23 protein-coding genes are annotated in these 26,659 nt (G+C 50.2%); 10 read left to right on the top strand and 13 right to left on the bottom strand.

The genetic code is table 11. The annotated features are described in order from the left end of the window. Nucleotides 1-10: 10 nt before the first annotated feature. From CCE91_RS10505 to CCE91_RS10465, 9 genes are all read right to left on the bottom strand, one after another. On the bottom strand, nucleotides 11-691 hold the full coding sequence (locus tag CCE91_RS10505; RefSeq protein WP_086435254.1) for a TIGR00153 family protein: 681 nt from the start codon (nucleotides 689-691) through the stop codon (nucleotides 11-13). Nucleotides 692-848: 157 nt separating this feature from the next. Then, nucleotides 849-1,646 carry a DUF481 domain-containing protein gene (locus CCE91_RS10500; RefSeq protein ID WP_234996325.1) on the bottom strand — a complete coding sequence of 266 codons (798 nt, stop codon included), beginning with the start codon at nucleotides 1,644-1,646 and terminating at the stop codon, nucleotides 849-851. Between the two features lie 113 nt (nucleotides 1,647-1,759). Further along, a complete protein-coding gene (gene fba, locus CCE91_RS10495) occupies nucleotides 1,760-2,824 on the bottom strand; it encodes a class II fructose-bisphosphate aldolase (RefSeq protein ID WP_086435253.1) in 1,065 nt (354 codons plus the stop codon). A 32-nt stretch (nucleotides 2,825-2,856) separates the two neighbouring features. Continuing rightward, nucleotides 2,857-4,038: a phosphoglycerate kinase gene (locus tag CCE91_RS10490; RefSeq protein WP_086435252.1), complete on the bottom strand. Its 1,182-nt coding sequence runs from the start codon at nucleotides 4,036-4,038 to the stop codon at nucleotides 2,857-2,859. A 21-nt stretch (nucleotides 4,039-4,059) separates the two neighbouring features. Then, entirely contained in the window at nucleotides 4,060-5,091 is a 1,032-nt protein-coding gene (gene epd / locus CCE91_RS10485; protein WP_086435251.1) for an erythrose-4-phosphate dehydrogenase, read from the bottom strand. Next, on the bottom strand, nucleotides 5,088-7,100 hold the full coding sequence (gene tkt / locus CCE91_RS10480) for a transketolase (RefSeq protein ID WP_086435250.1): 2,013 nt from the start codon (nucleotides 7,098-7,100) through the stop codon (nucleotides 5,088-5,090). The genes epd and tkt overlap by 4 nt, the downstream gene beginning before the upstream one ends. Nucleotides 7,101-7,168: 68 nt before the next feature. Continuing rightward, nucleotides 7,169-8,314, bottom strand: coding sequence for a methionine adenosyltransferase (metK, locus tag CCE91_RS10475; RefSeq protein ID WP_086435249.1), 1,146 nt, complete (start codon nucleotides 8,312-8,314; stop codon nucleotides 7,169-7,171). Nucleotides 8,315-8,494: 180 nt separating this feature from the next. Beyond that, on the bottom strand, nucleotides 8,495-9,559 hold the full coding sequence (locus CCE91_RS10470) for an NAD(P)-dependent alcohol dehydrogenase (protein ID WP_407681286.1): 1,065 nt from the start codon (nucleotides 9,557-9,559) through the stop codon (nucleotides 8,495-8,497). A 61-nt stretch (nucleotides 9,560-9,620) separates the two neighbouring features. Further along, on the bottom strand, nucleotides 9,621-11,486 hold the full coding sequence (locus CCE91_RS10465; protein ID WP_086435247.1) for a M1 family metallopeptidase: 1,866 nt from the start codon (nucleotides 11,484-11,486) through the stop codon (nucleotides 9,621-9,623). A gap of 182 nt (nucleotides 11,487-11,668) precedes the next feature. Between CCE91_RS10465 and rsmE the strand changes: the two genes are divergently transcribed. The 6 genes from rsmE to CCE91_RS10435 all read left to right on the top strand — a co-directional run bounded on the left by rsmE (nucleotide 11,669) and on the right by CCE91_RS10435 (nucleotide 15,754). Beyond that, complete coding sequence (rsmE, locus tag CCE91_RS10460) at nucleotides 11,669-12,412, top strand: 16S rRNA (uracil(1498)-N(3))-methyltransferase (RefSeq protein WP_086435246.1); 744 nt, start codon at nucleotides 11,669-11,671, stop codon at nucleotides 12,410-12,412. 28 nt (nucleotides 12,413-12,440) lie between these two features. Continuing rightward, nucleotides 12,441-13,403 carry a glutathione synthase gene (gene gshB / locus CCE91_RS10455; protein ID WP_086435245.1) on the top strand — a complete coding sequence of 321 codons (963 nt, stop codon included), beginning with the start codon at nucleotides 12,441-12,443 and terminating at the stop codon, nucleotides 13,401-13,403. After that, nucleotides 13,387-13,965 carry a YqgE/AlgH family protein gene (locus CCE91_RS10450; RefSeq protein ID WP_086435244.1) on the top strand — a complete coding sequence of 193 codons (579 nt, stop codon included), beginning with the start codon at nucleotides 13,387-13,389 and terminating at the stop codon, nucleotides 13,963-13,965. The genes gshB and CCE91_RS10450 overlap by 17 nt, the downstream gene beginning before the upstream one ends. After that, nucleotides 13,962-14,390, top strand: coding sequence for a Holliday junction resolvase RuvX (gene ruvX, locus CCE91_RS10445; RefSeq protein ID WP_086435243.1), 429 nt, complete (start codon nucleotides 13,962-13,964; stop codon nucleotides 14,388-14,390). Before CCE91_RS10450 ends, ruvX begins: the two co-directional genes overlap by 4 nt. A gap of 121 nt (nucleotides 14,391-14,511) precedes the next feature. Further along, the gene (locus CCE91_RS10440; RefSeq protein ID WP_086435242.1) at nucleotides 14,512-14,802 is read left to right on the top strand and encodes a hypothetical protein; all 291 of its coding nucleotides are present in this window, start codon (nucleotides 14,512-14,514) and stop codon (nucleotides 14,800-14,802) included. 7 nt (nucleotides 14,803-14,809) lie between these two features. After that, nucleotides 14,810-15,754, top strand: a complete 945-nt coding sequence (locus CCE91_RS10435; RefSeq protein ID WP_126797225.1) for a hypothetical protein — start codon at nucleotides 14,810-14,812, stop codon at nucleotides 15,752-15,754. Here the strand turns inward: CCE91_RS10435 and CCE91_RS10430 are convergent. Next, entirely contained in the window at nucleotides 15,751-17,193 is a 1,443-nt protein-coding gene (locus CCE91_RS10430) for a PhoH family protein (RefSeq protein ID WP_086435240.1), read from the bottom strand. The two genes, CCE91_RS10435 and CCE91_RS10430, sit on opposite strands and share 4 nt — an antisense overlap. Nucleotides 17,194-17,420: 227 nt before the next feature. On the opposite strand from CCE91_RS10430, the gene rapA reads away from it, so the two are divergent. The 3 genes from rapA to CCE91_RS10415 are packed head-to-tail and all read left to right on the top strand — an operon-like array spanning nucleotide 17,421 to nucleotide 21,713. Next, on the top strand, nucleotides 17,421-20,186 hold the full coding sequence (gene rapA / locus CCE91_RS10425; RefSeq protein ID WP_086435239.1) for an RNA polymerase-associated protein RapA: 2,766 nt from the start codon (nucleotides 17,421-17,423) through the stop codon (nucleotides 20,184-20,186). Then, a complete protein-coding gene (locus CCE91_RS10420; RefSeq protein WP_086435238.1) occupies nucleotides 20,183-20,839 on the top strand; it encodes a pseudouridine synthase in 657 nt (218 codons plus the stop codon). Before rapA ends, CCE91_RS10420 begins: the two co-directional genes overlap by 4 nt. Before the next feature lie 58 nt (nucleotides 20,840-20,897). Further along, nucleotides 20,898-21,713, top strand: coding sequence for a DUF3530 family protein (locus CCE91_RS10415; protein ID WP_086435237.1), 816 nt, complete (start codon nucleotides 20,898-20,900; stop codon nucleotides 21,711-21,713). Between the two features lie 6 nt (nucleotides 21,714-21,719). Here CCE91_RS10415 and djlA read toward each other — a convergent pair whose 3' ends face one another. Genes djlA through CCE91_RS10400 form a run of 3 tightly spaced genes read right to left on the bottom strand, consistent with a single transcriptional unit; the run spans nucleotide 21,720 to nucleotide 24,288 of the window. After that, nucleotides 21,720-22,580, bottom strand: coding sequence for a co-chaperone DjlA (gene djlA / locus CCE91_RS10410; protein ID WP_086435236.1), 861 nt, complete (start codon nucleotides 22,578-22,580; stop codon nucleotides 21,720-21,722). Next, nucleotides 22,577-23,281 (bottom strand): N-acetylmuramate alpha-1-phosphate uridylyltransferase MurU, encoded by a 705-nt coding sequence (murU, locus tag CCE91_RS10405; protein ID WP_234996324.1) that lies wholly within the window; start codon nucleotides 23,279-23,281, stop codon nucleotides 22,577-22,579. The genes djlA and murU overlap by 4 nt, the downstream gene beginning before the upstream one ends. Then, complete coding sequence (locus CCE91_RS10400; protein ID WP_086435235.1) at nucleotides 23,278-24,288, bottom strand: aminoglycoside phosphotransferase family protein; 1,011 nt, start codon at nucleotides 24,286-24,288, stop codon at nucleotides 23,278-23,280. The genes murU and CCE91_RS10400 overlap by 4 nt, the downstream gene beginning before the upstream one ends. 118 nt (nucleotides 24,289-24,406) lie before the next feature. Here CCE91_RS10400 and CCE91_RS10395 point away from each other — a divergent pair, with 118 nt between their 5' ends. Continuing rightward, a complete protein-coding gene (locus tag CCE91_RS10395; protein ID WP_159454940.1) occupies nucleotides 24,407-26,659 on the top strand; it encodes an LPS-assembly protein LptD in 2,253 nt (750 codons plus the stop codon).

The following is a 26,659-nucleotide window of genomic DNA, read 5'->3' as shown; positions in this document are numbered from 1 at the left end:
TATCTCCGGCCTAAACGCGGGCCAACATGAGTTCGAAGCGAGCGCCTACGCGCTCAGATAAGTCAGCTAAATCGCCGACCCAGTCGAGAATGCGGTATAAGAACATCGCATCCAGAGGATTCATATCTAATTCCAGCTCGCGCAGTTGGCGACGCAATTTAATCTGCAGCTGGTCGGTATCATGCTCAATCGCATCTAATTCCGAAATCAGCTTATCAACCAGATTACGCTCACGACCACGGAAACCAGCTTCCAGCAAGTCGTCAAACTCGCCGATAGTTTCTTTGGCTTTATCTGCAGCGTCCAGACAACGGTTTAAGTAGGCATCAAAGCCTTCCACCATGGATTCTGGAATATGTAGTTCACGACCGGTAATTAAGCCGGAAATGTCTTTGGCTTTATTGGCAATACGGTCTTGTTGTGAAACCAACTCGAGCAAGTCAGTGCGCTCCACCGGCATAAACAAACCGCCAGGTAGATTTAAGCGGATATCACGCTTGATGGCATCCGCTGCTTTTTCTTTCTGCACGATGTCGTTACGAGCTTGTTCAACCGCTTTCCAGTCGTTTTTATAAACTGCCTGAAAGAAAGGTTTTAACGCCATCGCACAATCACAAACCTGTTCGATGTGCTCGATCATTGGTTTTATTGGGGATTTTGCAAAAACACCTAAAAACGAGTTTGCAGACATTGGTAGTCTCTCTTTGCGTCGAAATTAACTGGTGCGAATGGTAGCGAAAAGCCGCAGCAGATGGAACCTATAAATGCCGTGCTTTCGCAGCTATAAAAAAACCATAGCAGAGGCTATGGTTTTTTGTAATTCAGTATGAAACTCGTGTGTTCAACTATTAAAAAGTATAAACCAGAGTTACTGCTGTCTCGGTATCCAGGTTCTCAAGTGTTTCGTCTTGAAGGTCGGAGTTATGCGTGGCGCCAATGGAGAACTTCATCGCCAGAGAACCATTGATATTAGAGGATACACTAACTTCACCGCGGGTTTTGGTGTTGTCTTCACCCACTTCAGAAGCCAGCAGTGCATTAAATTTAGATTTGTCAGTAATGTCCCAGCTCAAACTACCAGCCAGACGCAAAATTGCACTACCTTCTGAATCTTGCGGTATTCCATCTAAAATAGGTTTGTTAGTGGTGTAACCCGGACCAATTTCATAGTCTGCGTAAATCTTTTCGCTGTAGCGATAGCGGGCACCATAACCAACAGCCACGGTACCTTGGTACTCGAAACCACTGAATGGGTCTTCTTCATAAGAACCAAACAGGAACATAGAAGAACGGCTATCAGGGTCAAACTTATAGTTAGTTTGCGCTGACACGAAAAACTTATCTGCAGTAAGCTCTTTCTCCCCAGTGCTTTGATCTACTTGTTCGGCGCGATAATAGTCAACCACACCTTTGTGCCGCCAGTTTTGCACGTCACGCGAAATATTCAGTTTCGCTTTATATGATTCTGTCTCGGTATTACCCGAAGTAAACAACAAGCCGAGTTCGGCACTAGCTTCCCAGCCTTGCACTTCTTCTGTATCTAAGTCATTCGCATCGTCGAACATTAACGCAGTAGCCTGAGCCGCTGCCTGATTAGAGAAGAAAAAAGCCGATGAAACCGCTACTGCCAGAAAATAATGTCGCACGTACACCTCAAAAACGATTAAAAACCATGATGTTTAAAACTTTTAAGCATAACTAGGATAAAAAATGTTCATGGTGGAGTCAAAAAAACTCCACCAATGCACATTTTATAGAGTTAGTTAACTTTGGCGCGCAATTCACCGTTCTCATAACGCTGGAACATGTCTTCCAGTGAAATAACTTTGATTTTGCTTGCCTGACCAGCACAGTTGAAGGCTTCATAACGAGCCTTACAAATTTCGTACATAGCTGTGGTAGCGGCGTTTAAGAATTTACGCGGGTCAAAGTTGTTCGGGTTCTGGGCTAAATGGCGACGTACCGCACCAGTTGATGCCAAGCGTAAGTCAGTATCAATGTTTACTTTACGCACGCCGTATTTAATACCTTCCACAATTTGATCTACCGGCACACCATAAGTTTCCGGCATTTCACCACCAAACTCATTAATCACTTTCAGCCACTCTTGTGGTACTGAAGACGATCCATGCATAACCAGGTGAGTGCTTGGAATGCGTTTGTGAATGTCGCGAATACGGTCAATCGCCAGAATATCACCTGTTGGTGGACGGCTAAATTTATAAGCACCGTGCGAGGTTCCGCAGGCAATAGCCAGCGCATCAACGTCGGTCGCTTTTACGAATTCAGCAGCTTCTTCCGGATCGGTCAGCATTTGCTCGTGCGACAATTTACCTTCAGCGCCAATACCGTCTTCTTCGCCGGCCTCGCCAGTTTCCAGTGACCCTAAGCAGCCTAACTCGCCTTCTACGGAAACGCCGCAGGCGTGAGCCATAGCCACAGTGTCCTGGGTAACTTTCACGTTGTAGTCGTAGTCAGCCGGGGTTTTGCCGTCTTCTTTCAACGAGCCGTCCATCATGACCGAGCTAAAGCCCAACTGAATAGAACGCTGGCATACTGCTGGTGAAGTACCGTGATCCTGGTGCATAACCACCGGAATATGCGGCCACTCTTCAATTGCAGCTAAAATAAGGTGGCGTAAGAAAGGTGCACCTGCGTAGGTGCGGGCGCCAGCTGAAGCCTGCACAATAACAGGGCTATCGGTTTCGTCAGCAGCCTGCATAATGGCGCGCATTTGCTCAAGATTATTGACGTTAAACGCCGGAACACCGTAGTCGTTTTCGGCTGCATGGTCTAACAGCTGACGTAGTGAAATAAGTGCCATGTTGAACTCTCCTAAATTCGTTTAATAACGGCTTAGCCGTTTAATGCGCGTTCTTCCAAAATTGCGACTGCCGGTAAGGTTTTACCTTCCAAAAATTCAAGGAAAGCGCCGCCACCGGTCGAGATGTAACTGATTTTATCAGCGATGTCATACTTATCAATGGCTGCCAGCGTATCACCACCGCCCGCAATTGAGAATGCATCACTAGCGGCAATAGCCTCAGCTAAGGCTTTGGTGCCTGCCCCAAATTGATCAAATTCGAATACGCCCACCGGGCCGTTCCATACGATAGTGCCGGCGCTTTTCAGTAATTCAGCAAACTGTTCTGCTGTTTGCGGGCCCACATCAAAAATCATGTCGTCGTCGTTTACCGCATCTACAGCTTTCAGTTGTGCGGTAGCTGTAGCACTAAATTCCTTGCCGGTGATAACGTCGGTTGGCAATGGAATATCAGCACCCTTGGCTTTTGCTGCTTTCATTAACCGCGACGCTTCGTCGGTTAAATCGGCTTCATACAACGATTTACCCACTTCATGGCCAGCGGCAGCAATAAAGGTATTGGCAATGCCACCACCCACAATCAGCTGATCAACCTTGGTTGACAACGACTCTAAAACAGTAAGCTTGGTAGACACTTTCGAGCCACCCACAATAGCTACCAGCGGGCGCGCCGGTTCTTTTAGAGCTTTACCCAGTGCATCTAGTTCCGCCGCCAGCAAAGGTCCGGCACAAGCTACCGGTGCGTATTTGGCCACACCATGGGTAGAGGCCTGCGCACGGTGCGCGGTACCAAAGGCATCCATGACGAACACGTCACACAGCGCTGCTAATTTTTGCGCCAGCGCATCGTCGTTTTTCTTCTCGCCTAAGTTAAAACGCACGTTTTCGAAAACCACGACTTCGTTGGTGGTTAGCTCAACGCCGTCCAGATAGTCTTTCACTAAGCGCACCGGTACATCCAACGCGTCGTTTAAATAATCTACCACTGGCTGTAGCGAAGCTTCGGCATCGTATTCGCCTTCGGTAGGACGCCCTAAGTGCGACATCACCATAACTTTGGCGCCCGCAGCAACCGCTTCACGAATAGTCGGCAACGCCGCTCGTAAACGTGCGTCTGAAGTTACTTTACCGTTCTCTACCGGTACGTTTAAATCTTCACGAATAAGTACTCGTGAGCCTTCAATATCTAAATCATCAAGTGTAATGACGTCCATTCGTTTTACCCTTTGTTCAATTTAGTTCGCCTGCGCCCGGTCAAGCATAACCTGCGCAGTATCTAATAAACGATTCGCAAATCCCCATTCATTGTCACACCAGCACAGCACTTTCACTAAGCGGCGATGACTCACCCGGGTTTGGGTGCCATCAACAATGCTGGAACGGGGATCATGGTTGAAATCAATCGACACCAGGGGTTCGTCGCAATAACCGACCACGCCCTGCATGCTGTTATTGGCTGCGTCGCGCAGCACCTGATTTACTTTATCTAAAGTTACATCTGAGTTGAGCGTAACACTCAAGTCCATGGCGGTAACATTGGTAGTTGGTACCCGCACCGCTATGGCTTCCATGCGTCCGGCCAAATGCGGCAGAATGCGCTCAATACCACGCGCCAGGCGAGTGTCCACCGGAATAATGGAACGGCTGGCAGCACGGCTTAAGCGTAAGTCATTCGAATACGCGTCAATAACCTGCTGATCATGCATGGCCGAGTGAATCGTAGTAATAGCGCCACTATCAATGCCAAAGGCCTGATCCAGCACCTGAATAACCGGCACTATGCAGTTGGTAGTACAAGAGCCGTTCGACACTATTTGCTCGGCACTGGTCATGGCGTCGGTGTTCACCCCATAAATGGCGGTGAAATCTACGTCGGCCTTGCCCGGATGTGAAAACAGTACTCGCGGTATGCCTTGCTGCTGATAGCTCTGGCCGTCGGTTTTACTGCCATACACGCCGGTGCAGTCAATGACTAAATCGACACCCAGTTCACGCCAGTTCAAATTACTGAGCTCACGCTCACAGCTGAGCTCAATGTTCTGACCAGCAACTTCAAGCTGGTTGTTGTGCACCTGCACCGGGAAGCTGAAACGGCCATGGCTGGAGTCATACTTCAGCAAATGCGCCATGTCGGCTGCGGCGGCCAGCTCATTAATAGCCACAATTTGAAAACGCTGTTGCCAGTCGTTTTCAAAATAGGCGCGCAACACGCTGCGGCCGATACGGCCGAATCCATTAATGGCTACCCGCGGCAAGTTCTGGCTCATGCGCTTAGCAGTTCCTGTGCAACCTTCACCACGTTGTCAGTGGTAAAGCCAAAGTGTTTAAACAAATCACCGGCTGGCGCTGATTCACCAAAAGTGGTCATGCCCACAATGCGACCATTTAAGCCCACATATTTGTACCAGTAGTCAGCCATAGCCGCTTCCACAGCGACGCGTTTGGTTACTGCTGCCGGCAACACTTGCTCACGGTAGTCGGCGCTTTGTGCGTCAAATACGTCAGTAGCAGGCATGGAAACCACACGAACTTGCTTACCTTGTTCGCTCAGTTGCTGCGCTGCTTGCATGGCCAGGTTAACTTCAGAACCTGTCGCAATAAGAATTAGCTCCGGTGTACCTTCGCTGTCGCGCAGGATATAACCACCACGAGCGACGTTACGCAGTTGTTCCGGCGTGCGTTGCTGCTGCGGTAAACCCTGACGGCTAAAGATAAGTGCTGTTGGGCCATCCTTGCGTTCCAGTGCCGCTTTCCAGGCCACCGCGCTTTCCACTTGGTCACACGGGCGCCAGGTGCTCATGTTTGGCGTTAAGCGCAGGCTTGATAATTGCTCAACCGGCTGATGCGTCGGGCCGTCTTCGCCCAACCCAATAGAGTCGTGGGTGTATACGAAAATGCTGCGCTGTTTCATCAGCGCCGCCATGCGCACTGCGTTGCGGGCATATTCCATAAACATTAAGAAGGTAGCGCCGTATGGCACAAAACCGCCGTGCAAAGCCACACCATTCATAATGGCCGACATACCAAATTCGCGTACGCCATAGTATACGTAGTTACCAGCGGCGTCGTCTGCGGTAATAGCTTTGGCGTTGTCCCACAAAGTGAGGTTAGAGCCAGCTAAGTCGGCAGAACCACCTAACAGCTCAGGTAATTTCGGACCATAGGCATTCAGAGCGTTTTGTGATGCTTTGCGGCTGGCAATATCAGCCGGCTTGTCTTGCAACTGATCAATATAGTTTTGTGCGTGTGTACCGAAATCAGCTGGCAAGTCACCATTGATGCGGCGGTTGTATTCAGCGGCCAGCTCAGGATGCGCCTGTTCGTAGGCTTGCCATTGCTGCTGCCACTGCTGTTCACGCTTATCGCCAGCCGGGCGGGCATCCCAACCTTCGTACACATCATCAGGAATAGTGAACGCCGGATATTCCCAGCCTAACTGGGTGCGGGCGGCGGCAATTTCATCAACGCCCAGCGGAGCGCCGTGACAGCTTTCGCTACCTTGCTTGTTCGGTGCACCAAAACCAATAATGGTTTTGCAAATAATAAGGGTTGGCTTGTTAGTTTCGCCTTGAGCGGTTTCAATAGCTTTGCGAATGGCAGCAGCGTCGTGGCCATCAACGGCTGAAATCACCTGCCAGCCATAACTTTCAAAGCGCTTAGCTGTATCGTCGGTAAACCAACCTTCCACTTCACCGTCAATGGAGATGCCATTGTCGTCGTAAAACGCAATGAGCTTACCAAGGCCCAGCGTACCGGCCAGCGAACAGGCTTCGTGGGAAATACCTTCCATTAAGCAGCCATCGCCTAAAAATACGTAGGTGTTGTGGTCAACAATGTTGTGTTCAGGGCGGTTAAACTGGGCAGCTAAGGTTTTTTCAGCCAGTGCCATGCCTACTGCGTTGGCCAAACCCTGACCTAGTGGGCCGGTAGTGGTTTCAATACCTGGCGCGTAGCCGTACTCAGGGTGACCCGGGGTTTTTGAATGCAATTGACGGAAGTTTTTCAACTCTTCCAGTGGTAGATCATAACCACTTAAGTGCAGCAGGGAATAAATGAGCATGGAGCCGTGACCGTTGGAAAGCACAAAGCGGTCGCGGTTAGACCAATTGGGGTTATTCGGGTTGTGCTTTAAAAAGTCGCGCCATAGTACTTCGGCAATATCGGCCATGCCCATAGGTGCACCAGGGTGCCCGGAATTGGCTTGTTGCACCGCATCCATGCTGAGCGCACGAATTGCATTGGCTAAATGTTTACGATCTTTTTGTATAGCTGTCATGTTTAAACCCCGAATTGCTGCCCACAAAATGTGCGCGTATTGTCCACAATTCGGGGCTTACAAGCAAATTAGATATCAGCTTTCAAGGCTTCAGCCTTGTCCGTTTTTTCCCATGGGAACTGCTCACGACCAAAGTGGCCATAGGCTGCAGTCTCACCATATATAGGGCGTTCTAAGTCCAACATCTTAATTAAACCATAAGGGCGCAAATCGAAATGGCGACGCACCAGCGCAATTAACGCCACTTCATCGTGTTTGCTGGTACCGAAAGTTTCAATGCTGATAGAGGTTGGCTCAGCCACACCAATGGCATAGGAAATCTGAATTTCGCAACGCTCAGCCAAACCGGCAGCAACCAGATTTTTCGCCACATAACGTGCCGCATAAGCCGCGCTACGGTCAACTTTTGACGGATCTTTACCGGAAAAAGCACCGCCACCATGACGAGCCATACCACCGTAGGTATCCACGATAATTTTACGACCGGTTAAGCCGCAATCACCCATAGGTCCGCCGATAACAAAGCGTCCGGTTGGGTTAATATGAAAACGAGTTTCCGGGGTTACCCAATCTGCTGGTAACACTGGCTTTACGATTTCTTCCATCACGGCTTCTTTCAACTGAGCCAGGCTAATGTCTTCGCGATGCTGAGTCGACAACACCACGGTATCAATACCCACCGGCTTGCCGTTTTCATACACAAAGGTTAACTGGCTTTTGGCGTCAGGACGCAGCCATTCCAGTAAACCGTTTTTACGAACTTCAGCCTGACGCTGCACTAACCGGTGCGCATAAGTAACAGGTGCCGGCATTAATACGCTGGTTTCGTTGGAAGCATAACCAAACATTAAGCCCTGATCGCCAGCGCCCTGTTCTTCCGGACTTTCACGGTCAACACCTTGGTTTATATCAGGCGACTGCTTACCAATAGCATTTAAAATGGCGCAAGAATCAGCATCAAAACCCATATCAGAATGGGTGTAACCAATTTCGCGAACGGTTTTACGGGTAATATCTTCAATGTCTACCCAGGCGGTAGTAGATACTTCACCACCAACCAACACCATGCCGGTTTTTACGTAAGTTTCACAGGCAACACGCGCTTTCGGATCCACCTGCAGAATCGCATCTAAAACCGCATCTGAGATTTGGTCTGCTATTTTGTCCGGATGCCCTTCAGACACCGATTCAGAAGTAAATAAATGACGTGACATAGTTATCCTATAGTTTTTTATGGTGCTGACTGCCAGGCATACAGCTCGGAACAGCGCTCAGCAACATTTCACATAAAAAAGCCAGCAAAAAGTCGGCGCATTCTACCGAAGCCTCGCTGGCTTTTCCAGTTTTAGACGTCTATAAGTCTAGCTTTCTAGTTATAAGGTATAACTAATCAACTAGGCTGCGTCCTTACCTTTCTTCAGTGAAGCCATATCAATAACAAAGCGATATTTCACATCGCTTTTTAACATGCGTTCATAGGCTTCGTTAATATAGTCCATATCAATCATTTCAACATCCGAAGTAATGTTGTGCTTGGCACAGAAGTCCAACATTTCCTGAGTTTCCGCAATGCCACCAATGAGTGAGCCGGCCAAACTACGACGTTTGAAAATCAGATTCATAATTTGCGGCGACGGATGCGGCTCGGCTGGCACACCAACCAAAGTCATAGAGCCGTCGCGCTTCAGCAAAGTCATGTACGCATCGAGATCGTGCGGCGCCGCTACGGTGTTCAGAATAAAATCAAAGCTGTTGGTGTGAGCTTTCATTTCGTCTTCGTTTTTAGAAATCACCACTTCGTCGGCACCTAAGCGCTTGGCGTCTTCAACTTTGCCCGGTGAAGTCGTAAACAGCACTACTTTGGCACCCATAGCGCTGGCGAGTTTTACGCCCATGTGGCCAAGTCCGCCTAAGCCCACAATACCAACTTTATGGCCTTCACCAACGCCCCAGTGGCGCAATGGCGAATAGGTAGTAATACCGGCACATAACAGCGGTGCCACACCAGCTAAATCTAGTTTGTCTGATACTTTTAAAACGAAATCTTCGTGCACCACTATGTTGTCGGAATAGCCGCCATAGGTAACACCGTCTATATGTTTTTCTTCGCCGTTATAGGTAGGCACAAAGCCGTTCTCACAGTATTGCTCTAAACCTTCTTCACAGCTTGAACAGGTGCGGCAGGAATCAACCATGCAACCCACACCTACGGTTTGACCAACCTTGTACTTGCTAACTTTGTCGCCAACTTTAGTTACTTTGCCAACAATTTCATGGCCAGGAACAATTGGAAAAATCGTGTTGTGCCACTCGTCGCGAGCTTGATGCAAATCCGAGTGGCAAACACCGCAGTAAAGAATTTCGATTTGCACATCGTTTGGGGTTACCTCACGACGTTCAAACTGAAAAGTGTCCAATGGCTTGTCAGCAGCCTTAGCTGCATATCCTACTGATTTCAACATGTAAAATTCCTTCTGCTTGCGTTGAACCGCTAACCTGCCAGTGTCCGTGGGCAGCTGTTTAGTCCAGCTGCAAAATTTGTTCGGTCTGGCTTTGTGTCAGCGGATGATATCCTGCACGGGCTTCAGCAAATACTTCCCGCGCCCATTTCAAACCCGTTTCGGTTTTTGCTAACTCACGGTACAAGGGTCCTACTAATTTATTGCGACCAATGCTTAGCAGGTAATTACGCAACCTTTTCCGCGCTGGTTCATAATTCTTCTGAATAGCTAACTTTAGCCATGCATGAGCAATTTCGCTATTTTGACTTTGCGTTAAGTCAAACTCTCTATCCAGCCGTGCCATGTTTGCGGTGGAAATATCCAGCGGCAGGCCATTAATAAAGTGCAGCCATTCATGCGTCGTCCACTCGGCAGTATTAAGTTGGCCGCCCTTCAGCCAGCGCTTTTGCTGCATTTCCACCTGGGCGAAAGCGTCGGATTCCGGCTGCGGAGCATCTTCTGGTAAGCCAGGCTCATGTATCCATTCATTCAACTTAGCCATGCTGACTACATCAGGGTACTGCTCCAGCAGTTCGCGCTGTATGTAGCTTTTCAGCATGGCGGTATCTATGCTTTTAAACGCAAAGTCGCGGAAGTAATTACGCAAAAACTCATCAAACAATTCACGCCCAAACTTTTTCTCTAAATAAACCAGTAACAGTTGCCCTTTCACATAAGGTACCTGCGAAAATACATCGTCGGGATCGCGCTGGCCCAGTTCAATATTCAGTACTGTGTCAGCCGCCGAAAGGTCGTTCATGTCTGCCATCAAATCTTGATAACCAAGTGCCAACTCCATGTTTGCGCGACGTTCACCGAACAGTGCTTCCATAATCCGATTTTCCACGTAGCTGGTGAAGCCTTCGTTAATCCACAAGTCGCGCCAGCTGGCATTGGTAACCAAATTACCCGACCAAGAGTGCGCCAGCTCATGTGCAATTAAATTAATCAGCGTGCGATCACCAGAAATGATTGTTGGCGTAATGAACGACAAGCGCGGATTTTCCATGCCACCGAATGGGAAGCTTGGTGGTAGCACTAATAAATCATAACGCTCCCAGCGGTAAGGGCCATACATAGCTTCGGTAGTTTCAATCATTGCCGGCGTATCACTAAATTCATTGGCCGCACGCTCGACAATGTAAGACTCAGCAAACACAGCTACCTGGTCGGAAATACTCTTGCTTTGCAAATCACCCACGGCAATTGCAATTAAATACGGTGGAATGGGCTGTGGCATGGAAAACTTAAACTCGCCGTTACGCTCTGGCTCAAGTTCGTTATTCGCACTCATTACCGCAATAACTTCTTTGGGGGTACGTACTGTGGCGTCATAAGTTAAACGCACCGCGGGCGTGTCCTGAATAGGAATCCAACTACGTGCGTGAATAGCTTGCGACTGGCTGAACATAAAGGGCTGCTGTTTACCTGCGGTTTGCTGCGGCGTTAGCCATTGCAAGCCAGTAGCAGTAGGTGCAGAGTGGTAGTGAACCCTTACTTTCGTTGCAGTTTCAGGCACTTCAATGCGCAATTCACGGCCTAAAACCTGGTGCGGTAAACCCAGCTTGTGGGGGGTAACCTGCCAACGTTCATCAACCAAAGCCTCGGCTCTTAAGATGGTTAATTCACGCGTATCCAGATAAACCGCCTCAGCCTCACCATTGCGAACCAGAGTATAAGTGGCATGCCCCTGCACCTGCTTTTTCGCAAAATCAACGGTGACATTTAAATCCAAATGGCTGGTCGAAATTTCCTGTAAGCGCGCATAGCTGTGCACATCTGGCTCGCGCTGCATGTCTAATTCAGGAACTTCGGCAGAAGTCGTTGGTACTGCGGCAAAATAGCCAAGCAGAAGTGTTGTTGCGGCAATTAAGTAACCCTTCATGATACGAATTATCCTCAGACTTTGGTGGTGCTGGCTGCGACTCTGGTAATGAATCAACTGGTATTCTATAGCGGCAGCCTGATTACGCAACTTATCATCTATTGTGTTACCGCCCTACTTGCCTTTCTGCTAGGATAATTGAGTTCATCATGCCACGTTAACCGGAGTAGTTGGCACTTACTATGCGTATACCCCGTATTTACCAAACCCAGCCATTGGCAGCCGACAGCCTGATCATGCTTAGCGACGATGCGGTGCAACATGTTGCGCGGGTGCTGCGCATGCAACCCGGTCAACAACTTGAGTTATTTAATGGCGACGGCCATTTTTACAGCGCTGAAATTGTTAGCGCCGACAAACGTCAGGTGCAGGTGCAGGTACAACAGGCTCGGGCAGTGAACAATGAGTCACCGCTAGCCATTCATTTGGGGCAAGGCATATCCCGTGGCGACCGCATGGATTTCGTGTTGCAAAAATCAGTTGAGCTTGGCGTAGCTAGCATCACTCCCTTATTTACCGAACGTTGTGGCGTAAAGCTAAGCGGCGACCGGCTCGAGAAAAAGCAGCAGCAATGGCAAAAAATAGTGATTGCCGCCTGCGAACAAAGTGGTCGTGCGGTAGTGCCTGAAGTGCACCCTGCGGTGTCAATAAACCAGTGGTTTGAACAGGCATCGGCAGCGGTTCGGCTAACGCTGGACCCATACGCGCCAAAAGCGCTACGGGAACTGCCCCTTGAAGCCGGCGCTGAGCGCACCAATATACAATTATTAATAGGCCCGGAAGGCGGACTCACCGACGCCGAAGTTGAGCAGGCAAAGCACAGTGGTTTCCTGCCCGTTCGCTTAGGACCGCGGGTGCTGCGCACTGAAACAGCCGCGTTAACCGCTCTATCTATTCTACAATATGAATTTGGCGACTTAGCCTAGCTAACGGCTTACAGCAAGGAGTAATTGCATGAAATTAGCCATGATTATGGATCCTATTGCCACGGTAAAAACGTGGAAAGACACCAGCTTCCGGCTACTTCTGGAAGCTCAGCAACGTGGCTATGAATTGTATTACTTAGAAATGTCAGATTTGTCTGTGGTTATGGGCGAGCCAATGGCCAGCGCCCGCAGTGTTCAGGTAACCGATCAGAAAACTGATTTTTATAAGCTTGGTGAATCGCAAACCATGCCGCTTGGCGATTTTGATGTGATAATGATGCGCAAAGATCCGCCGTTCGACATGGAGTTTGTGTACGCTACTTACATGCTGGAATTGGCCGAGCAACGCGGCGCGGTAGTGGTGAATAGACCAGACAGCCTGCGCGATTGTAACGAGAAGCTATTTACCGCCTGGTTCCCGGACCACATTCCCGAAACCATAGTTACCCGCAACGCAGGGCAAATTCGCGAGTTTCATCAGCAGCATAAAGACATTATTTTAAAACCACTCGATGGTATGGGCGGTGCGTCTATATTCCGCGTTGGTGAAGCCGGCGCAAACTTAGGGGTGATTATTGAAACCCTGACCGAGCATGGTAACCGCTACGCCATGGTGCAACGTTACCTGCCTGCCATTAAAGACGGCGACAAACGTATTATCTTGATTAACGGCGAAGCTATGCCTTATTCGCTGGCCCGTATTCCGTCGGCCGGCGAAACTCGCGGTAATTTAGCCGCCGGTGGCAGCGGTCGCCCGCAGCCGTTGTCTGACAGCGACTGGGAACTGGCCAAAGCGGTTGGCCCGGAACTGAAAAAGCGCGGCTTATTGCTGGTTGGTTTAGATGTGATTGGCGATCGCATTACCGAAATCAACGTAACCAGCCCTACCTGTATGCGTGAAATAGAAGCCGCCTACGACATTAACATTGCCGCCAAGTTGTTTGACGCTGTGGAAGCAGTACACGAGGAACGTCATGGAACAGCTAAGTAGTCTGCAGAATCATTTTTTAATTGCCATGCCCAGTTTGACTGATCCGTTGTTCAGTCGCACCGTGACTTATATTTGTGAGCACAACGAAGAAGGTGCCATGGGATTAATTATTAATCAGCCAGTGGATTTGAACGTTAGCTCGCTACTGGAAAAGCTCGAAATTGTGGTACCTGAAGGGCAAACCGATGAACATCGCAGTTTAACGGCACCGGTCTATTCCGGTGGCCCGGTAGCCACCGACAGGGGTTTTGTGCTGCATCCGCCGCAAGACACCTGGCGCAGCAGCTTGCAACTGAGTGACGACATCATGATCACCACCTCCAAGGATATTCTGGAGTCACTGGGTTCCAGCGCGGCCCCGCACAAGTTTATTCTGACTTTGGGTTACGCTGGTTGGGACGCCGGGCAACTGGAACAGGAACTAGCGGAAAACAGCTGGCTCACCATACCTGCTGATGCCGATATTTTGTTTCAAACGCCGGTGCGTGAACGCTGGCAGCGGGCAGCAGAAAAGCTGGGCATTGATATTTGGCAGCTAGGACCCGAAGCAGGCCATGCATGAGTAGTGTGCTGGGCTTTGATTTTGGCACCAAAAGCATTGGTGTGGCTGTGGGCCAGCAGATCACCGCAACCGCCAGCCCATTACCAGCCTTAGCAGCTCGTGACGGTCAGCCACAGTGGCCACTGGTTAGTAAGCTGCTGGAAGAATGGGCGCCAGCATACGTGGTAGTTGGTTTACCACTGAATATGGACGGCTCCGAACAATTACTAACTCAGCAGGCGCGCAAGTTTGGCCAGCGTTTGCACGGTCGTTACGGCCTGCCAGTGAAGTTCCAGGACGAACGTCTGACCACAGTGGCCGCCCGCGAAGAACTTTTTGACCGGGGTGGTTTCCGTAAATTGGATAAAGGGCAAATTGATAGCGCCTCGGCGGTTTTAATTCTGGAAGACTATTTACAAAATATTGCGACAGAAAATAACGACTAACGGTTAGTTAATTATTAGGGTTTAGAAATAAAACACCGCGATTGGGCGTAGAAAGTTGGCGACTTAAACAGTTCGCGTTATAGTATGCCGATAAAAATTGCCATGGTTTGAGGATGTCACCTTGTTCGGAAGTGAAGAGCCATACACGTTGATGGGCAACACCATCACCTTAAAAGACGAGTCGCGCCAGCTACTGCTGGTTACCAACGATAGATACCCGAATATTCTGGTGTCTAAATACGGTGTCGAATTGTCCGACTGGGAACCCGTGCGTCGTCCCGGCGTAAAAAATATATCGCTGCAAGAGCTGTTTAAGCGCGAAAAAACCTACTTTTTCATACGCGCTGGTGGCACTGAGTATCAAGTCGACCTGAAATATACCGATAACCCTGTTACCGAAGTGAAATTCTGAGACGACCATGCGCAATTCGACCGTAACGCTGGCGTTGATGGTCGCTGTTGCGCTATTCGCCACTGCTGTCCATGCCGCCACTACCCAACGCAACAGCGAACGAGTTGATGACAACTACGTTTTACAGTATCGCTGGCAAGACTTTAACGGCGAAGCGCTAAGTATTAGCTTACGAATTCCCGTTACAACTTTACATAATTCCTTTCGTAAATATCGCGCGTACCAACCTGAACGTGCGAACCGTGAATTGCGCTATAAATTAACCCGCTATGCTCGCCGACAAGGCTGGAACACCATGGAAGTGCTGTTACGCCAACGGGAAACTGTGCTGGAAATACGCCAGCGCGGGAACTCAGACGCCGATGCTATGGCGCAAATGAGTGCAGCCCACGAACGGTTCTTCACCGAATACTTGCGCGAGAATTTTTATAACCGCCATACCGATTCCACCGGTAGAACAGGCATTAAACCTGATCATGTGGCCATTGCCGAAGCCTCTGACGATATTATCGACCCCATTGCAGAAGCTTTTGGAGCCTTGCTCGGGGACAACACCCAACGCGAATATTTGGGCAGTGTACTAAGCTTTATGCAAGGCATCCCCTATGAAGAGCTTACCGACCGCATACGTTCAAATGGCGCGGGCTTTAACCCGCCGGCACGAATTTTACTTGAGCATCAGGCCGACTGTGACAGCAAAGTAACACTTATGGGCGGATTATTACGTGAGTTAATGCCCGATGTGCCTGTGTATGCGGTGTATGTGCCAGAGCATGCATTCTTAGCCCTGCGCATGAGTAAGCGCGACGATGAGACCACCATAGACATTGATGGACAATCCTTTTTGGTGGTTGAGCCAACTGGCCCGGCATCATTAAAAATAGGTGAGCTTAGTGAAATCTCCGCGCGCTATGTGGCTGCTAACCAATACCGCACGGAGCGATTCCCTTAAAGGTTTTCTTCCGCATATTGCGCCAGGTTACTGCGCACTACTCCATTCAAGTTCACGGTTGCACTACCCGGATAGTCTTTAAAACGCTCAACAATATAAGTTAAGCCCGAGGTTACCGCCGTCAGGTAATAACTATCAATTTGCGCCAGGTTACCGGAGCAAATAATCTTCGTATTGGTGCCGCAGCGGGTAATAATTGTTTTCAACTGAGAGGCAGTTAGGTTTTGCGCCTCGTCCAGAATAACAATGGCGTTTTGAATGCTGCGCCCGCGCATAAAGTTCAGCGACTTCAGCTGAATATTCGCCTTCTTCATAATGAAGTTCAGGCTTGATTCCATGCTTTCATCGTTTTTGTGCAGCACTTCCAGCGAGTCGGTAATAGCGGCCAGCCAGGGCGCCATTTTTTCTTCTTCGGTACCCGGCAAGTAACCAATAGATTCGGCAATTTCCGGCGTATTCCGCGTTACTATGATCTTCTCGTAAATACCTTTCTCAACCACCATTTCAAGCGCCGCGGCCAGCGCCAGCAAGGTTTTACCACTACCAGCGGGCCCGGTTAAAATAACCAGATCAACCGAGGTATCCAGCAATGCGTGCATTGCCATGGCTTGATAAATATTCTTCGGATGCACGCCCCAGGCGCTATAGCCCATCATGCGCTCGTAGCCTAAATCCAGTAAGCGCACATGCTTGTCGTTGTAACCCACTACCCGACCCGCAAAAGTTTCGTCGTCATCAATCATGTATTGGTTATGGAACACGTTCGGTAGCAGCTCGCGCTCCACTTCATGGAAAGTATCACGCCCTTCCTGCACACTGGTTACTTCACCCACCTGCTCCCAGAAGCTGCCTTCCACCTCCTGAAAACCCTTGGACAGAAAGCGGATATCATCAATCAGCTGGTCGGTACGGTAATCTTCAACATACTTAACCCCGGCACCCTTGGCCTTTAACCGCATGTTAATGTCTTTGGTCACCAGCACCACTTTGTGTTCGCGGTGTTGCTTTTGCAGCTCAATGGCTGCCTGAATAATGCGGTGGTCGTTTTCGGTTAACGACAGTGCTGAATCGGCCTGGCGCAACTCATAGTCGGCGAATATAGCCAGCGTGCCATCGGCCTGATGATTACCCTGCAGCCGATTTAGCGGCACCCCTGCCAGAATCTGCTCAGGTGTTGCATCTTTCAATGCATTCTCCAGCGAGCGAATCGCCACTCGCGCGTCCCGGCTTACGTCTTTCTGACGATCTTTAATCGCATCCAGCTCTTCCAGAACCACCATAGGAATAATAACGTTGTGTTCATGGAAGTTTAGAAATGCTAAGGGTTCGTGTAAGAGTATGTTGGTGTCGAGAACGTAGAACTTGGTGCGCACTGCAGTGTGAGAGGGAGAGGTAGTTAGGTCCGTTGGCAAGCTATCATAGTCTAGTTTTTTTGTCATTTGACATCCCCAAACGCGAGTGAAGGAGCTTTTATTATTTCCCTAAAGCTTAGTCCAGTTTTGCGGAAAAAGGGGTCAGCGCCAAGCATTTTTTTATGATTTTTTTAGTTTCAGAAATGCCCTTTTGGAATCAATGACATCCAAGCTTCACACTGAACTAAGCTGGCTTTCAGAGGCTGCATTAGCTACCATATTGGCCTTAATTTTCTGACTTCGGGCAAGTAGTAATGACAGCAGAATTTGCGGTAGGACAGCGCTGGTTGAGCGAGAGCGAAACCGAACTTGGCTTAGGCTTAATTACTCAGTTTGAAGGGCGTCGCTTAGCCGTGTTGTATCCGGCGACCGAAGAAATTCGATACTACGCCAGCCACACCGCGCCGCTGGTGCGTTACCAGTTAAAGGCTGATGAACGTGGGCAACACGCCGACGGCTGGTATTTCACCGTGCTGGATGTGGTTTCAAAAAATGGCATTCTGACCTATCAGGTTAGCCCCGAAGAAACCCCCGACCAACAGCTAGATGTTCCTGAACCCCAGTTAGCGCACCAAGTTGCGGCCGGGCAGCCGCTCACCCGGTTTATGGCTGGCAAAGCCGACCGGCTTGATTTATATCGGTTGCGCCAGCAGTCCCAGCAGCACTTACAGAACTTGCAACAAAGCCAGGCCACTGGTTTGCTAAGCGCCCGCGTGCAACTGTTGCCACACCAGCTGTATGTTGCTCAGGCTGTGGCCGATCGCTTTGACCCCCGCGTATTGCTAGCTGACGAAGTAGGCTTAGGTAAAACCATTGAAGCGGGCATGATTATGAACCGTCGCCTGCTTAGCGGCCGTGCTCAGCGCGTGCTGGTTATAGTGCCGGAAAGCCTGGTGCACCAATGGCTGGTAGAGCTACAACGTCGGTTTGCCATTAGCTTTAGCGTGTTTGACGAAGAGCGTTGCGAACAAGCAGCGCTGGACACCGAGCAAGTATTTGATACGGAACAACGTATTATTATTAGCGACGCTATGTTGAAACATGAAAAGTGGTCGGCGCAATTGCTCACCAGTCACTGGGACATGCTGATTGTTGATGAAGCGCACCATCTGGATCCGGCCAGTTCGTCTTTTACCGTGGTGCGTCAGTTGGCTGATCAGAGCCGTTCGTTACTATTGCTAACGGCTACGCCTGAGCAATCGGGCAGTGAACAGCACTTTCAACGGCTGCAGTTGCTGGACGCCGACCGCTTTAACGATTATCAGGAGTTTGTGAAAGAGCAACAGGCCTATCAGGACTGGGCGCCGTGTGCCGCCGCGCTGAGTGAAGACAAACCGCTAACCAAAGAACTATGCCAACAAATTGAAGCCATTTCCGGCGAGCCCATTGCCGCCGATGCCGATACCGAAACGCGTCAGGCACGCCTGGAAAAATTACTGGATATGCACGGTACCGGCCGGGTGATGTTCCGTAACTCGCGCGAGCACGTAGGCGGCTTTGGTCAACGTAAGCTTTATACCTACGAACTTGATGCACTGCCACCATTGTTGGAAGGCGACGACCGTCTGCACTGGATGGAAGACACCCGCATTGACTGGCTGTTGGACTATGTGAAGAAGCAACGTCCGTTAAAAACCGTACTGATTTGTTCCGACACCGCACAGGTACTGGATATTGCCGAAGCATTGCGGGTGAAGTCCGGTATTCACGCGGCCGTATTCCATGAGCAAATGACGCTAACCGAACGTGACCGCGCCGCCGCATTTTTTGCCAGTGAAGAAGACGGCAGCCCAATTCTGGTATGTTCCGAAATTGGCAGTGAAGGCCGTAACTTCCAGTTTGTTCAGCATTTGGTGCTATTTGATTTGCCTCACCACCCAGACTTGCTGGAGCAACGCATAGGCCGACTGGATCGTATTGGTCAGGAAGGTGATATTCATATTCATGTGCCGGTGTGTGACGACAGCGACGAAGCTGTGTTGCTGCCGTGGTATCGCGACGGCATGCAAGCCTTTGAAAAGCCTAACGCTGTTGGCCACCAGCTGTATGTGCAATTGCACGAGCAGTTACAGCAAGTTATACAGAGCCTTGGCGATGGTCTGGATGAACTGATTAAGGACACCCAAGAAAAAGCCCACGAATTACGTGAGCAAAGTGCCCATGGTCGCGATTTGTTGCAGGAGCTTAATGCCTGCCGCCCGGCTCAGGCACAACAAATTCTGGAGCTGGTTGGTGCAGCTGAACGCACCGAAGAATTAGAAAACTTTGTATTTGATTTCTTTGAGCGCTTTGGGGTGGATTATGAGTCACTAAGTGAAGGCATTTGGCTGGCTCGCCCAAGTGAACATATGCGCGTACCAGCACTACCAGGCCTGCCCGATGAAGGTTTACCAATAACCTTTTTCCGCGAAGTGGCAATGCAACGGGAAGACGTTGCGTTTCTGAACTGGGATCATCCGTTGGTACGCAGTGCATTGGATTTACTACTGCATGATCATTTCGGCAGCACTTGTGTGGCGGTTATTAAAAACAATGCTCTGCCTGCCGGTAGCTGGTTTTTGGAGCTTTCCTTTACCTCAACTATTGCGGCACCACCGCAATGGGTGGCACACGAGTTCTATCCGCTGCAGCGCTTTCGCGTACTGCTGGATTCCAAAGGTCGTGATTTAACCGACAAAGTGCCGGCACAAGCTTTAGATAATCAGTGTCAGTTCGTTGAGAAAAAAGCCGCACGCCAGTTAATGAAGCAACTACGCAGCGACTGCCAGCAGTTAATCAGCGAAGCCTGGAATCAGGCGGAACAACAGCAGCAGTCAGCTATTGCAGCCGGACAAGCGGCGCTTCGCAGTAACTTAAGCGCTCAGTTAAAGCGCTTGCAGGAACTGCAACAACGCAACCCGCAAGTACGCCCGGCGGAAATTGAAGCGATAAGCGAGCGTCAGGCCACGTTGGAGCATGCCATTGCGCAGCCACAGTTGAGCCTTGATGCCTTGCGGTTAATTGTGAATGTGCCTGGATGACCCTGCTTAAATACGAACCACCCCAGCAGCCATTTCTGGAAGTGCTGTATCAACAACACGGGGTGGTTGCCGTAAATAAGCCACCAGGTTTGCTCAGCGTACCGGGCAAAGATCCTGCTCATAAGGATTCAATTTGGTGGCGAGCAACCAGGGTATGGCCTGAAGCTCGTATTGTTCATCGGCTGGATATGGCTACCTCTGGCGTCATTCTGCTGGCATTAGACAAACCCACGCAAGCAGCCCTGAACAAACAGTTCGAACTGCGCCAGGTAAGCAAAGAGTACCGGGCTCGAGTATGGGGTAAGTTGCCAGCACAGCAGGGCGTAGTGGACTTACCCATGCGCTGCGACTGGCCTAACCGCCCACGACAAATGGTAGATTTGCAGGCCGGTAAAGCGGCGCAAACTCGCTATCAGGTACTTAATCAGGAGCAGGATTTCACCGATGTTGCGTTGTTTCCTCATACTGGCCGTTCGCATCAGTTAAGAGTGCACATGTTGGCCCTGAACACCCCAATTCTGGGCGATAAGTTTTATGCCCACCAGCAGGCTTTTGCTGCCGCCGACCGGTTACTGTTGCACGCTTATAAAATTTGTTTCCGACACCCAACCCTGGACGAAGATGTAACCCTTTCTGCTGAGCTGCCTTTCTAAGCAATTCGTTCCGCGCAAATTAATTAAAGGCCGTTGGTGCCAAGCCGATAACAACAACATGAAAACTCTGTTGCTGTTGCTGCTTACCAGTTTCACCCTAAGTTCCGTGGCCACTGCCGCAACGGAAGATGACCTTATGCGCTACTTACCGCCTGGTGAAGCGCGCTGGTTAGAAAGCGACGGCAACAGATATTTGCTGTTAGAGCGCGAGAGCTTGCAGGCTATTACGCGCGGTGTGATTATTCACATTCCTGACTGGTCGCAACACCCATTACAAACTCCGCTACTGACCAACTTATATCAGCAATTGCCTGAGCACGGCTGGACCACCTTCGCGCTACACCCGCCCACGAGTCGTATTCAAACCGACATGCTGCAATTTCCGGCGGTAGACGAGCGTTACCCGGAACCGGTCAGCGAGGAAACACTGGCGCCGCTGCGCGATAGCTTGCGCCAACGTTTGCAGCCGCTGATGAATGAGCTTAGTGATTACACCGGCTTCGTGGTGTTGGTGGCGGAAGGTATGACAGCGGCATTTCTAACCGAAATACTGAATGAAGATTTGCAAACCGGCGGGGGTATAGTAGCGCCGGTGCAGCCCGACGCCCTGATTGTGATTGACCCTTACATGCCACAATACAGCCTGAATAAAGCGGTAGGCGAAAAGCTAGCCGTGCTGCCGTTACCAGTTTTTGATGTGACTACAGCAAGCGCTAATCAATGGGTTAAACAAACCCAGCGGCAACGCAAATTACTGGCGCAGCGCGAGCAACATTTAAGCTATCGGCAGCGGCAACTACCACCACTAAGTTCCACTTCCGCCGGGCAAGCTATTCCTGAGTTTATTGGCTGGTTGCGTTATCAGGGTTTTTAACCGCTGTTAATTCTTGCTGCCACGATGCGTTTTAATACTTTCATACGCCGCTTGAATATCTTGCGCTTTCGCTTGCGCGGCCTTCATCATTTCCGGTGGTAAGCCCTGCGCTTCGAGTTTATCCGGGTGATGCCGCGCCATCAGTTTGCGGTAGGCTTTTTTCACCTCAGCGTCAGATGCTTTCGCCGTAACACCTAATACGTCATAGGCGTCTTTTAAATTATCCCCGGCACTGCGGCCGCTCGAGTATTGACGCTGGCCTTGTTGCCGCTGCTGACCACCAGCTCCAGACTGGTAGTGATGAAAGCGCTGGCTGGCACGCTGCATAAGCAGCCACTGGTCCAGCTCAAACTTGGTAAAGCCAAGAGCTTTGGCGGTGCGCATTAATACATCGTATTCAGCTTTTTCAATGCGCTGGTCGTTCAACACGTTGGTGATCAGTTGCTCTAAGAATAATTGCAATACGTCGCGACGACCAAAAAACGCCTGGCGGAATTCTTTTACGGAAGCTTCTAATGGGTAGGTTGGTTCTTTCCCTTCGCGAAACGCACGCTGGGCTTGTTCGCGAGCGTCTGAGTCCAGCTCAAACATGCTCATTAGTGCGCTGGCCTGTGCAATATCAGCTTTGGTAACCTGCCCTTTGGCTTTGGCTACGTGCCCCAGTACCGCAAACATGGTGTATACGTAGCTGGCATCATGCGCAGCATTGGCACCGCCAAACAGAAAGCGGCCTAAACCGCCCTGCTGATCAAAGTTCTGTGCATACCCCCGATCAAACCAATGCCCGATCACAAAGCCAAGCACAGCCCCTGGTATTTTCAATACCATATAGCCGACTAACGTGCCGAATATCTTTCCCCAAATCATACGTCTTGTGACCTCATTTGATCGTCCAGTTGCTGCAGTCGCTCGGGCGTGCCAACGTCAGTCCAGGCACCGTTCCAAATCGTTCCACCCAGTTGCTGCTTTGCTATGGCCTGCTCAAACAGCGGCCTCAGCGGTAACACTGGTGCTGCGGTTGGCTCATAATTATTGAACAAACTCGGGTGATACAACCCCATTCCGGTAAAGGTAAACTTGGGCTGTTGGCTGGCTGACACCACGCGACCTTGTTCGATGGCAAAGTCGCCCAGCGGATTGTGCTCAGGATTATTGGTCAGCACCAGTTCGGCTAAGTTCCCGTTATGCAGTTGCATGGGCAACTGCTCAAACGGCATGTAAGTAAAAATGTCGCCGTTAATAACCCAAAACGGCTTATCGCCTAATAAGGGTAGAGCCTGAATAATGCCACCGGCGGTTTCTAATCCACCAGGAGGCTCTGGCGAATACACAATAGTGAGCCCCCACTTACTACCATCACCAAGTGCTGCGGGAAACTGCTCGCCCAAATGCGCATAGTTAATAACCACGCGTTTTACCCCAAGCCTGGCGAGCTTTTCCAAATGATAAACAATCAACGGCTTACCAGCCACCTTTAGCAACGGCTTGGGCGTGGTGTCGGTAAGCGGCTGCATACGCTGGCCTCTGCCCGCCGCCAAAATCATAGCTGTTGGCATAGTTAAACTCATGTGTTGCTCTGCTGGTGCCAGGCCGGCAACACGCGCTCGTTTAACCAACTGTGGTACTGAGCAAGTTCCGGATAAGCCGCCGCCACTTCAACTAAATAGTTCAAGGTTCTGGGTACATCGTTTAAATAGCCGTCTTTGCCATCGCGATGACACAGCCGGGCGAAAATACCAGCCGCTTTGGTATGCCTTTGAATGCCCATTAAATCGAACCAGCGTTGCCATTGCTCCGCCGAAACGGTTCGTGCCAGTTGGTTATTTTCCTGCAACAACGTTCGCGCATATTCCGCCAGTTCCTGCACCAACTCGGTAGGCCACGCCACATAACAATCACGCAGCAGCGACACCAGGTCATAGGTAACCGGACCCAGCACCGCGTCCTGAAAGTCTATGGTTGCCAGAGTATTGTCGGTTAACACCATTAAATTGCGCGAGTGATAGTCACGATGCACACCCACTTGCGGCTGTTCTTGAGCATTGCTCACCATGAGTTCACAAAAATCGGCCCACAGCTGCTCTTCAGCCGGGCTCAACTCCAGCCCCAAATGACGCTCCAACAGCCAGTCTTTAAACAACGCCAACTCACGCTGTAACAGTGCTTCGTCATACGCCGGTAGTGGCCCCTCAGCTGTTTTAATAACGGTCATAATTCCCGGAAGTAAATCAATGGCCTGCCGGTAAAGTTCAGGCGCGTTATCGCGTTGCAGTTTGCTCAGCAATAGTGTGGAGCCCAAATCGCTCAGCAACATAAAACCCTTACCGCGGTGCTCGGCAATAATCTCGGGCACCGGAACGCCCTGGGCGCGATAAGCTTCAGCCACCGCCACAAATATATCCAGCCGCTCTTGCTGCGGTGGCGCATCAACCGCAATCACGCTACGTTGCCCGTCGCTGCCACGAAAATAACGCCTAAAACTGGCGTCGCCGGACACTGGTTGCAGCGGCCCTTGCGCATATCCGGTAACGGCTTCGCACCAGGCTTTTAATTGTATTTCTCGTTGATTTTCCACTTTTACCCCAATTCTGGCTCAATTACCTTGTTTATACGCGCCTACGCAAATGGCGACTCAATCAATTTTGCTTTATCATACCCGACATTCCAGTACTTTTAACAACGCTGCGGACTGCATGACCCATTTTAAGACATCAGCCGGACTTATTCTGATTGGTTTGATCAGCACTCCAGTTATGGCGCAAAGCTATACTTGCGCCATTCCTGAACAACTGGTCACCGTAGTGAGTGAGCCCATTGCCGACCTCCCCCTGAATGCTATTGGGGTGCGTGCTGATCGGGCGGTGCTGCAGGAAACCTCGGGTATTGCGTCTTTCTACGGCAATGTCGAAGTACAGCGCAATAATCAGCGGCTGTTCACCGAACAAGCAGAAATTAATCAACAGTCCGGCAGCATTGAAGCCAGTGGCGCTACCAGCTTTAACGACGGCTTTGTGCAAGTTGTGAGCGAAGATTTTCGCTTAGCCTCGGCGTCCGACAGTGCCCAGCTATCGCAAGCGCGATATCAACTTAGCGAGAATGGTGCACGTGGTAAAGCCGATTTACTGGAACTTTCGCCAAGTCAGGTGGCACTTTACGGTTCCAGCTTCACCACTTGCCCTGACCCGGTACCAGCGTGGCAGCTAAGCGCCTCAGAAATCACTATTAGCGAAGATGAAGCGCGCGGCGAAGCCTGGCACGCGAGATTCGAAATGTTCGGGGTGCCGGTATTTTATCTGCCCTACATAAGTTTTCCGACCACTGATGCACGTAAGTCGGGGTTATTATTCCCAACGTTCCGGTCGTCATCCAAAAATGGCGCCGAATTCGAACTACCCTACTACTTTAATATCGCGCCCAATATGGACGCCACAGTAACCCCACGCTATATGGCCGAACGCGGCTTACAGGGTCAGGTTGAGTTCCGTTACATGGACACCATTCGCGAAACGCAACTTAACTTCGAATACCTGCCCGAAGACCGCAGTCTGGAAACCGACACGTCGCGCTTTTTATGGCATGTGGACCATCAGGTGAACTGGGACGAAAACTGGCGTGGCTATATTAATGGCACCGGCATCAGCGATGATGATTACCTGAATGACTTCGGCAGCGAATTTGCCAGCCGGGCCGACACCCAGTTGTACCGTCACCTGCAAGTTGATTACTTTTCCGATGACTGGCACACCCAGATTAGAGCGGAAGACATTGACGTATTAGGCCCGTACCGCTCACCCTATCGCTCCATGCCAGTTATCAGCACGCGCTATGAGCAAGGTGATAATCGCTTCACTTATTCGGTTTATTCCGAGCTTGCGCATTTTCGGAATCAAAACGACAGCACCGACTACGCCAGCCGCATGCACCTGCAACCAACGCTGAATTATAGTGTTGAAAAGCCCGCCTACGACTGGCTGGCGGAAGTGGGTTATTCGTTTACCTATTACAACCAGACCAGCCCGGATCCAACCGTGGCGGCCTCAGTAAAACGGTCGCTACCGAATCTGCGCTGGCGCGGTCGGTTAAACTTTGAGCGTGAATTGGATTGGGGTGGCGATAGTTATCGGCAAACCTTGCAGCCGCAAGTGCAGTATTTATATGTTCCTTATACTGATCAGTCAGACATTGGCATTTACGACACCACCCTCATGCAAGAGGATTACAACGGCTTGTTCCGTGCTCGTCGGTTTACCGGTTTAGATCGTATTGCTGATGCCAACCAGGTAACCATTGGTGCTACCACCAGCTTCCTGAACGACAAAGCGGAAGAAGTGCTGCGCTTTAGTTTGGCCAATATTCAGTACTTTGAAGACAGCGAAACCCAGCTCTTTAATGGCAATACTGAGGTTGCCACCGGCAGTGCCGATTTTGCCGGCGAATTGTCGTTCCGTATTAACGATCGCTGGTCGTTTAACAGCGCAATTCAATACGATGGGGAACTCAACCGTACGCAAAAGAGTCAGACCGCTGTAGAGTATCGTAAAGACCACCAGAACCTGATTCAGATTAACCATCGAACCGCTACTAACCTACTCGATGAAGACATTGAACAAATTGGTATGCAAGGTGCCTGGAATGTTTCTCCGCAATGGCAAGTGGCAGGAAACTGGTATTACGATTTGAATAATTCGTTCACCAATGATGCAATGCTGGGCGTGCAGTACTCCAATTGCTGTTGGGCGGTACAAATTAGCGGATACAGGCGTATTAACCGAAATCTGGAAGCATTCCAGCCTAATCAGATGCAAGTGATTGGACAGCCGGAATTTGATAACGGTGTTAGCGTACAATTTATTATTAAGGGGCTAGGTAGCAGTAACCGCGGCTTGCTCGATATGTTAGAGCAAAGCTTATTCGGTTATCGCCGGCCTTTCTATTTAAGCAACTAG

This window comes from Pseudidiomarina planktonica, from assembly GCF_900177775.1.
GTDB lineage: Bacteria > Pseudomonadota > Gammaproteobacteria > Enterobacterales > Alteromonadaceae > Pseudidiomarina > Pseudidiomarina planktonica.
This window is presented reverse-complemented; position numbering and strand designations above follow the sequence as displayed.

Coding starts and splice junctions, on each gene's coding strand:
- djlA (WP_086435236.1), bottom strand. CDS start 22,580: ATGATTTGGGGAAAGATATTCGGCACGTTAGTCGGCTATATGGTATTG.
- CCE91_RS10420 (WP_086435238.1), top strand. CDS start 20,183: ATGACCCTGCTTAAATACGAACCACCCCAGCAGCCATTTCTGGAAGTG.
- rsmE (WP_086435246.1), top strand. CDS start 11,669: ATGCGTATACCCCGTATTTACCAAACCCAGCCATTGGCAGCCGACAGC.
- CCE91_RS10490 (WP_086435252.1), bottom strand. CDS start 4,038: ATGGACGTCATTACACTTGATGATTTAGATATTGAAGGCTCACGAGTA.
- ruvX (WP_086435243.1), top strand. CDS start 13,962: ATGAGTAGTGTGCTGGGCTTTGATTTTGGCACCAAAAGCATTGGTGTG.
- CCE91_RS10395 (WP_159454940.1), top strand. CDS start 24,407: ATGACCCATTTTAAGACATCAGCCGGACTTATTCTGATTGGTTTGATC.
- CCE91_RS10465 (WP_086435247.1), bottom strand. CDS start 11,486: ATGAAGGGTTACTTAATTGCCGCAACAACACTTCTGCTTGGCTATTTT.
- CCE91_RS10430 (WP_086435240.1), bottom strand. CDS start 17,193: ATGACAAAAAAACTAGACTATGATAGCTTGCCAACGGACCTAACTACC.
- CCE91_RS10450 (WP_086435244.1), top strand. CDS start 13,387: ATGGAACAGCTAAGTAGTCTGCAGAATCATTTTTTAATTGCCATGCCC.
- CCE91_RS10505 (WP_086435254.1), bottom strand. CDS start 691: ATGTCTGCAAACTCGTTTTTAGGTGTTTTTGCAAAATCCCCAATAAAA.
- epd (WP_086435251.1), bottom strand. CDS start 5,091: ATGAGCCAGAACTTGCCGCGGGTAGCCATTAATGGATTCGGCCGTATC.
- tkt (WP_086435250.1), bottom strand. CDS start 7,100: ATGACAGCTATACAAAAAGATCGTAAACATTTAGCCAATGCAATTCGT.
- murU (WP_234996324.1), bottom strand. CDS start 23,281: ATGAGTTTAACTATGCCAACAGCTATGATTTTGGCGGCGGGCAGAGGC.
- CCE91_RS10415 (WP_086435237.1), top strand. CDS start 20,898: ATGAAAACTCTGTTGCTGTTGCTGCTTACCAGTTTCACCCTAAGTTCC.
- fba (WP_086435253.1), bottom strand. CDS start 2,824: ATGGCACTTATTTCACTACGTCAGCTGTTAGACCATGCAGCCGAAAAC.
- gshB (WP_086435245.1), top strand. CDS start 12,441: ATGAAATTAGCCATGATTATGGATCCTATTGCCACGGTAAAAACGTGG.
- CCE91_RS10435 (WP_126797225.1), top strand. CDS start 14,810: ATGCGCAATTCGACCGTAACGCTGGCGTTGATGGTCGCTGTTGCGCTA.
- metK (WP_086435249.1), bottom strand. CDS start 8,314: ATGTCACGTCATTTATTTACTTCTGAATCGGTGTCTGAAGGGCATCCG.
- rapA (WP_086435239.1), top strand. CDS start 17,421: ATGACAGCAGAATTTGCGGTAGGACAGCGCTGGTTGAGCGAGAGCGAA.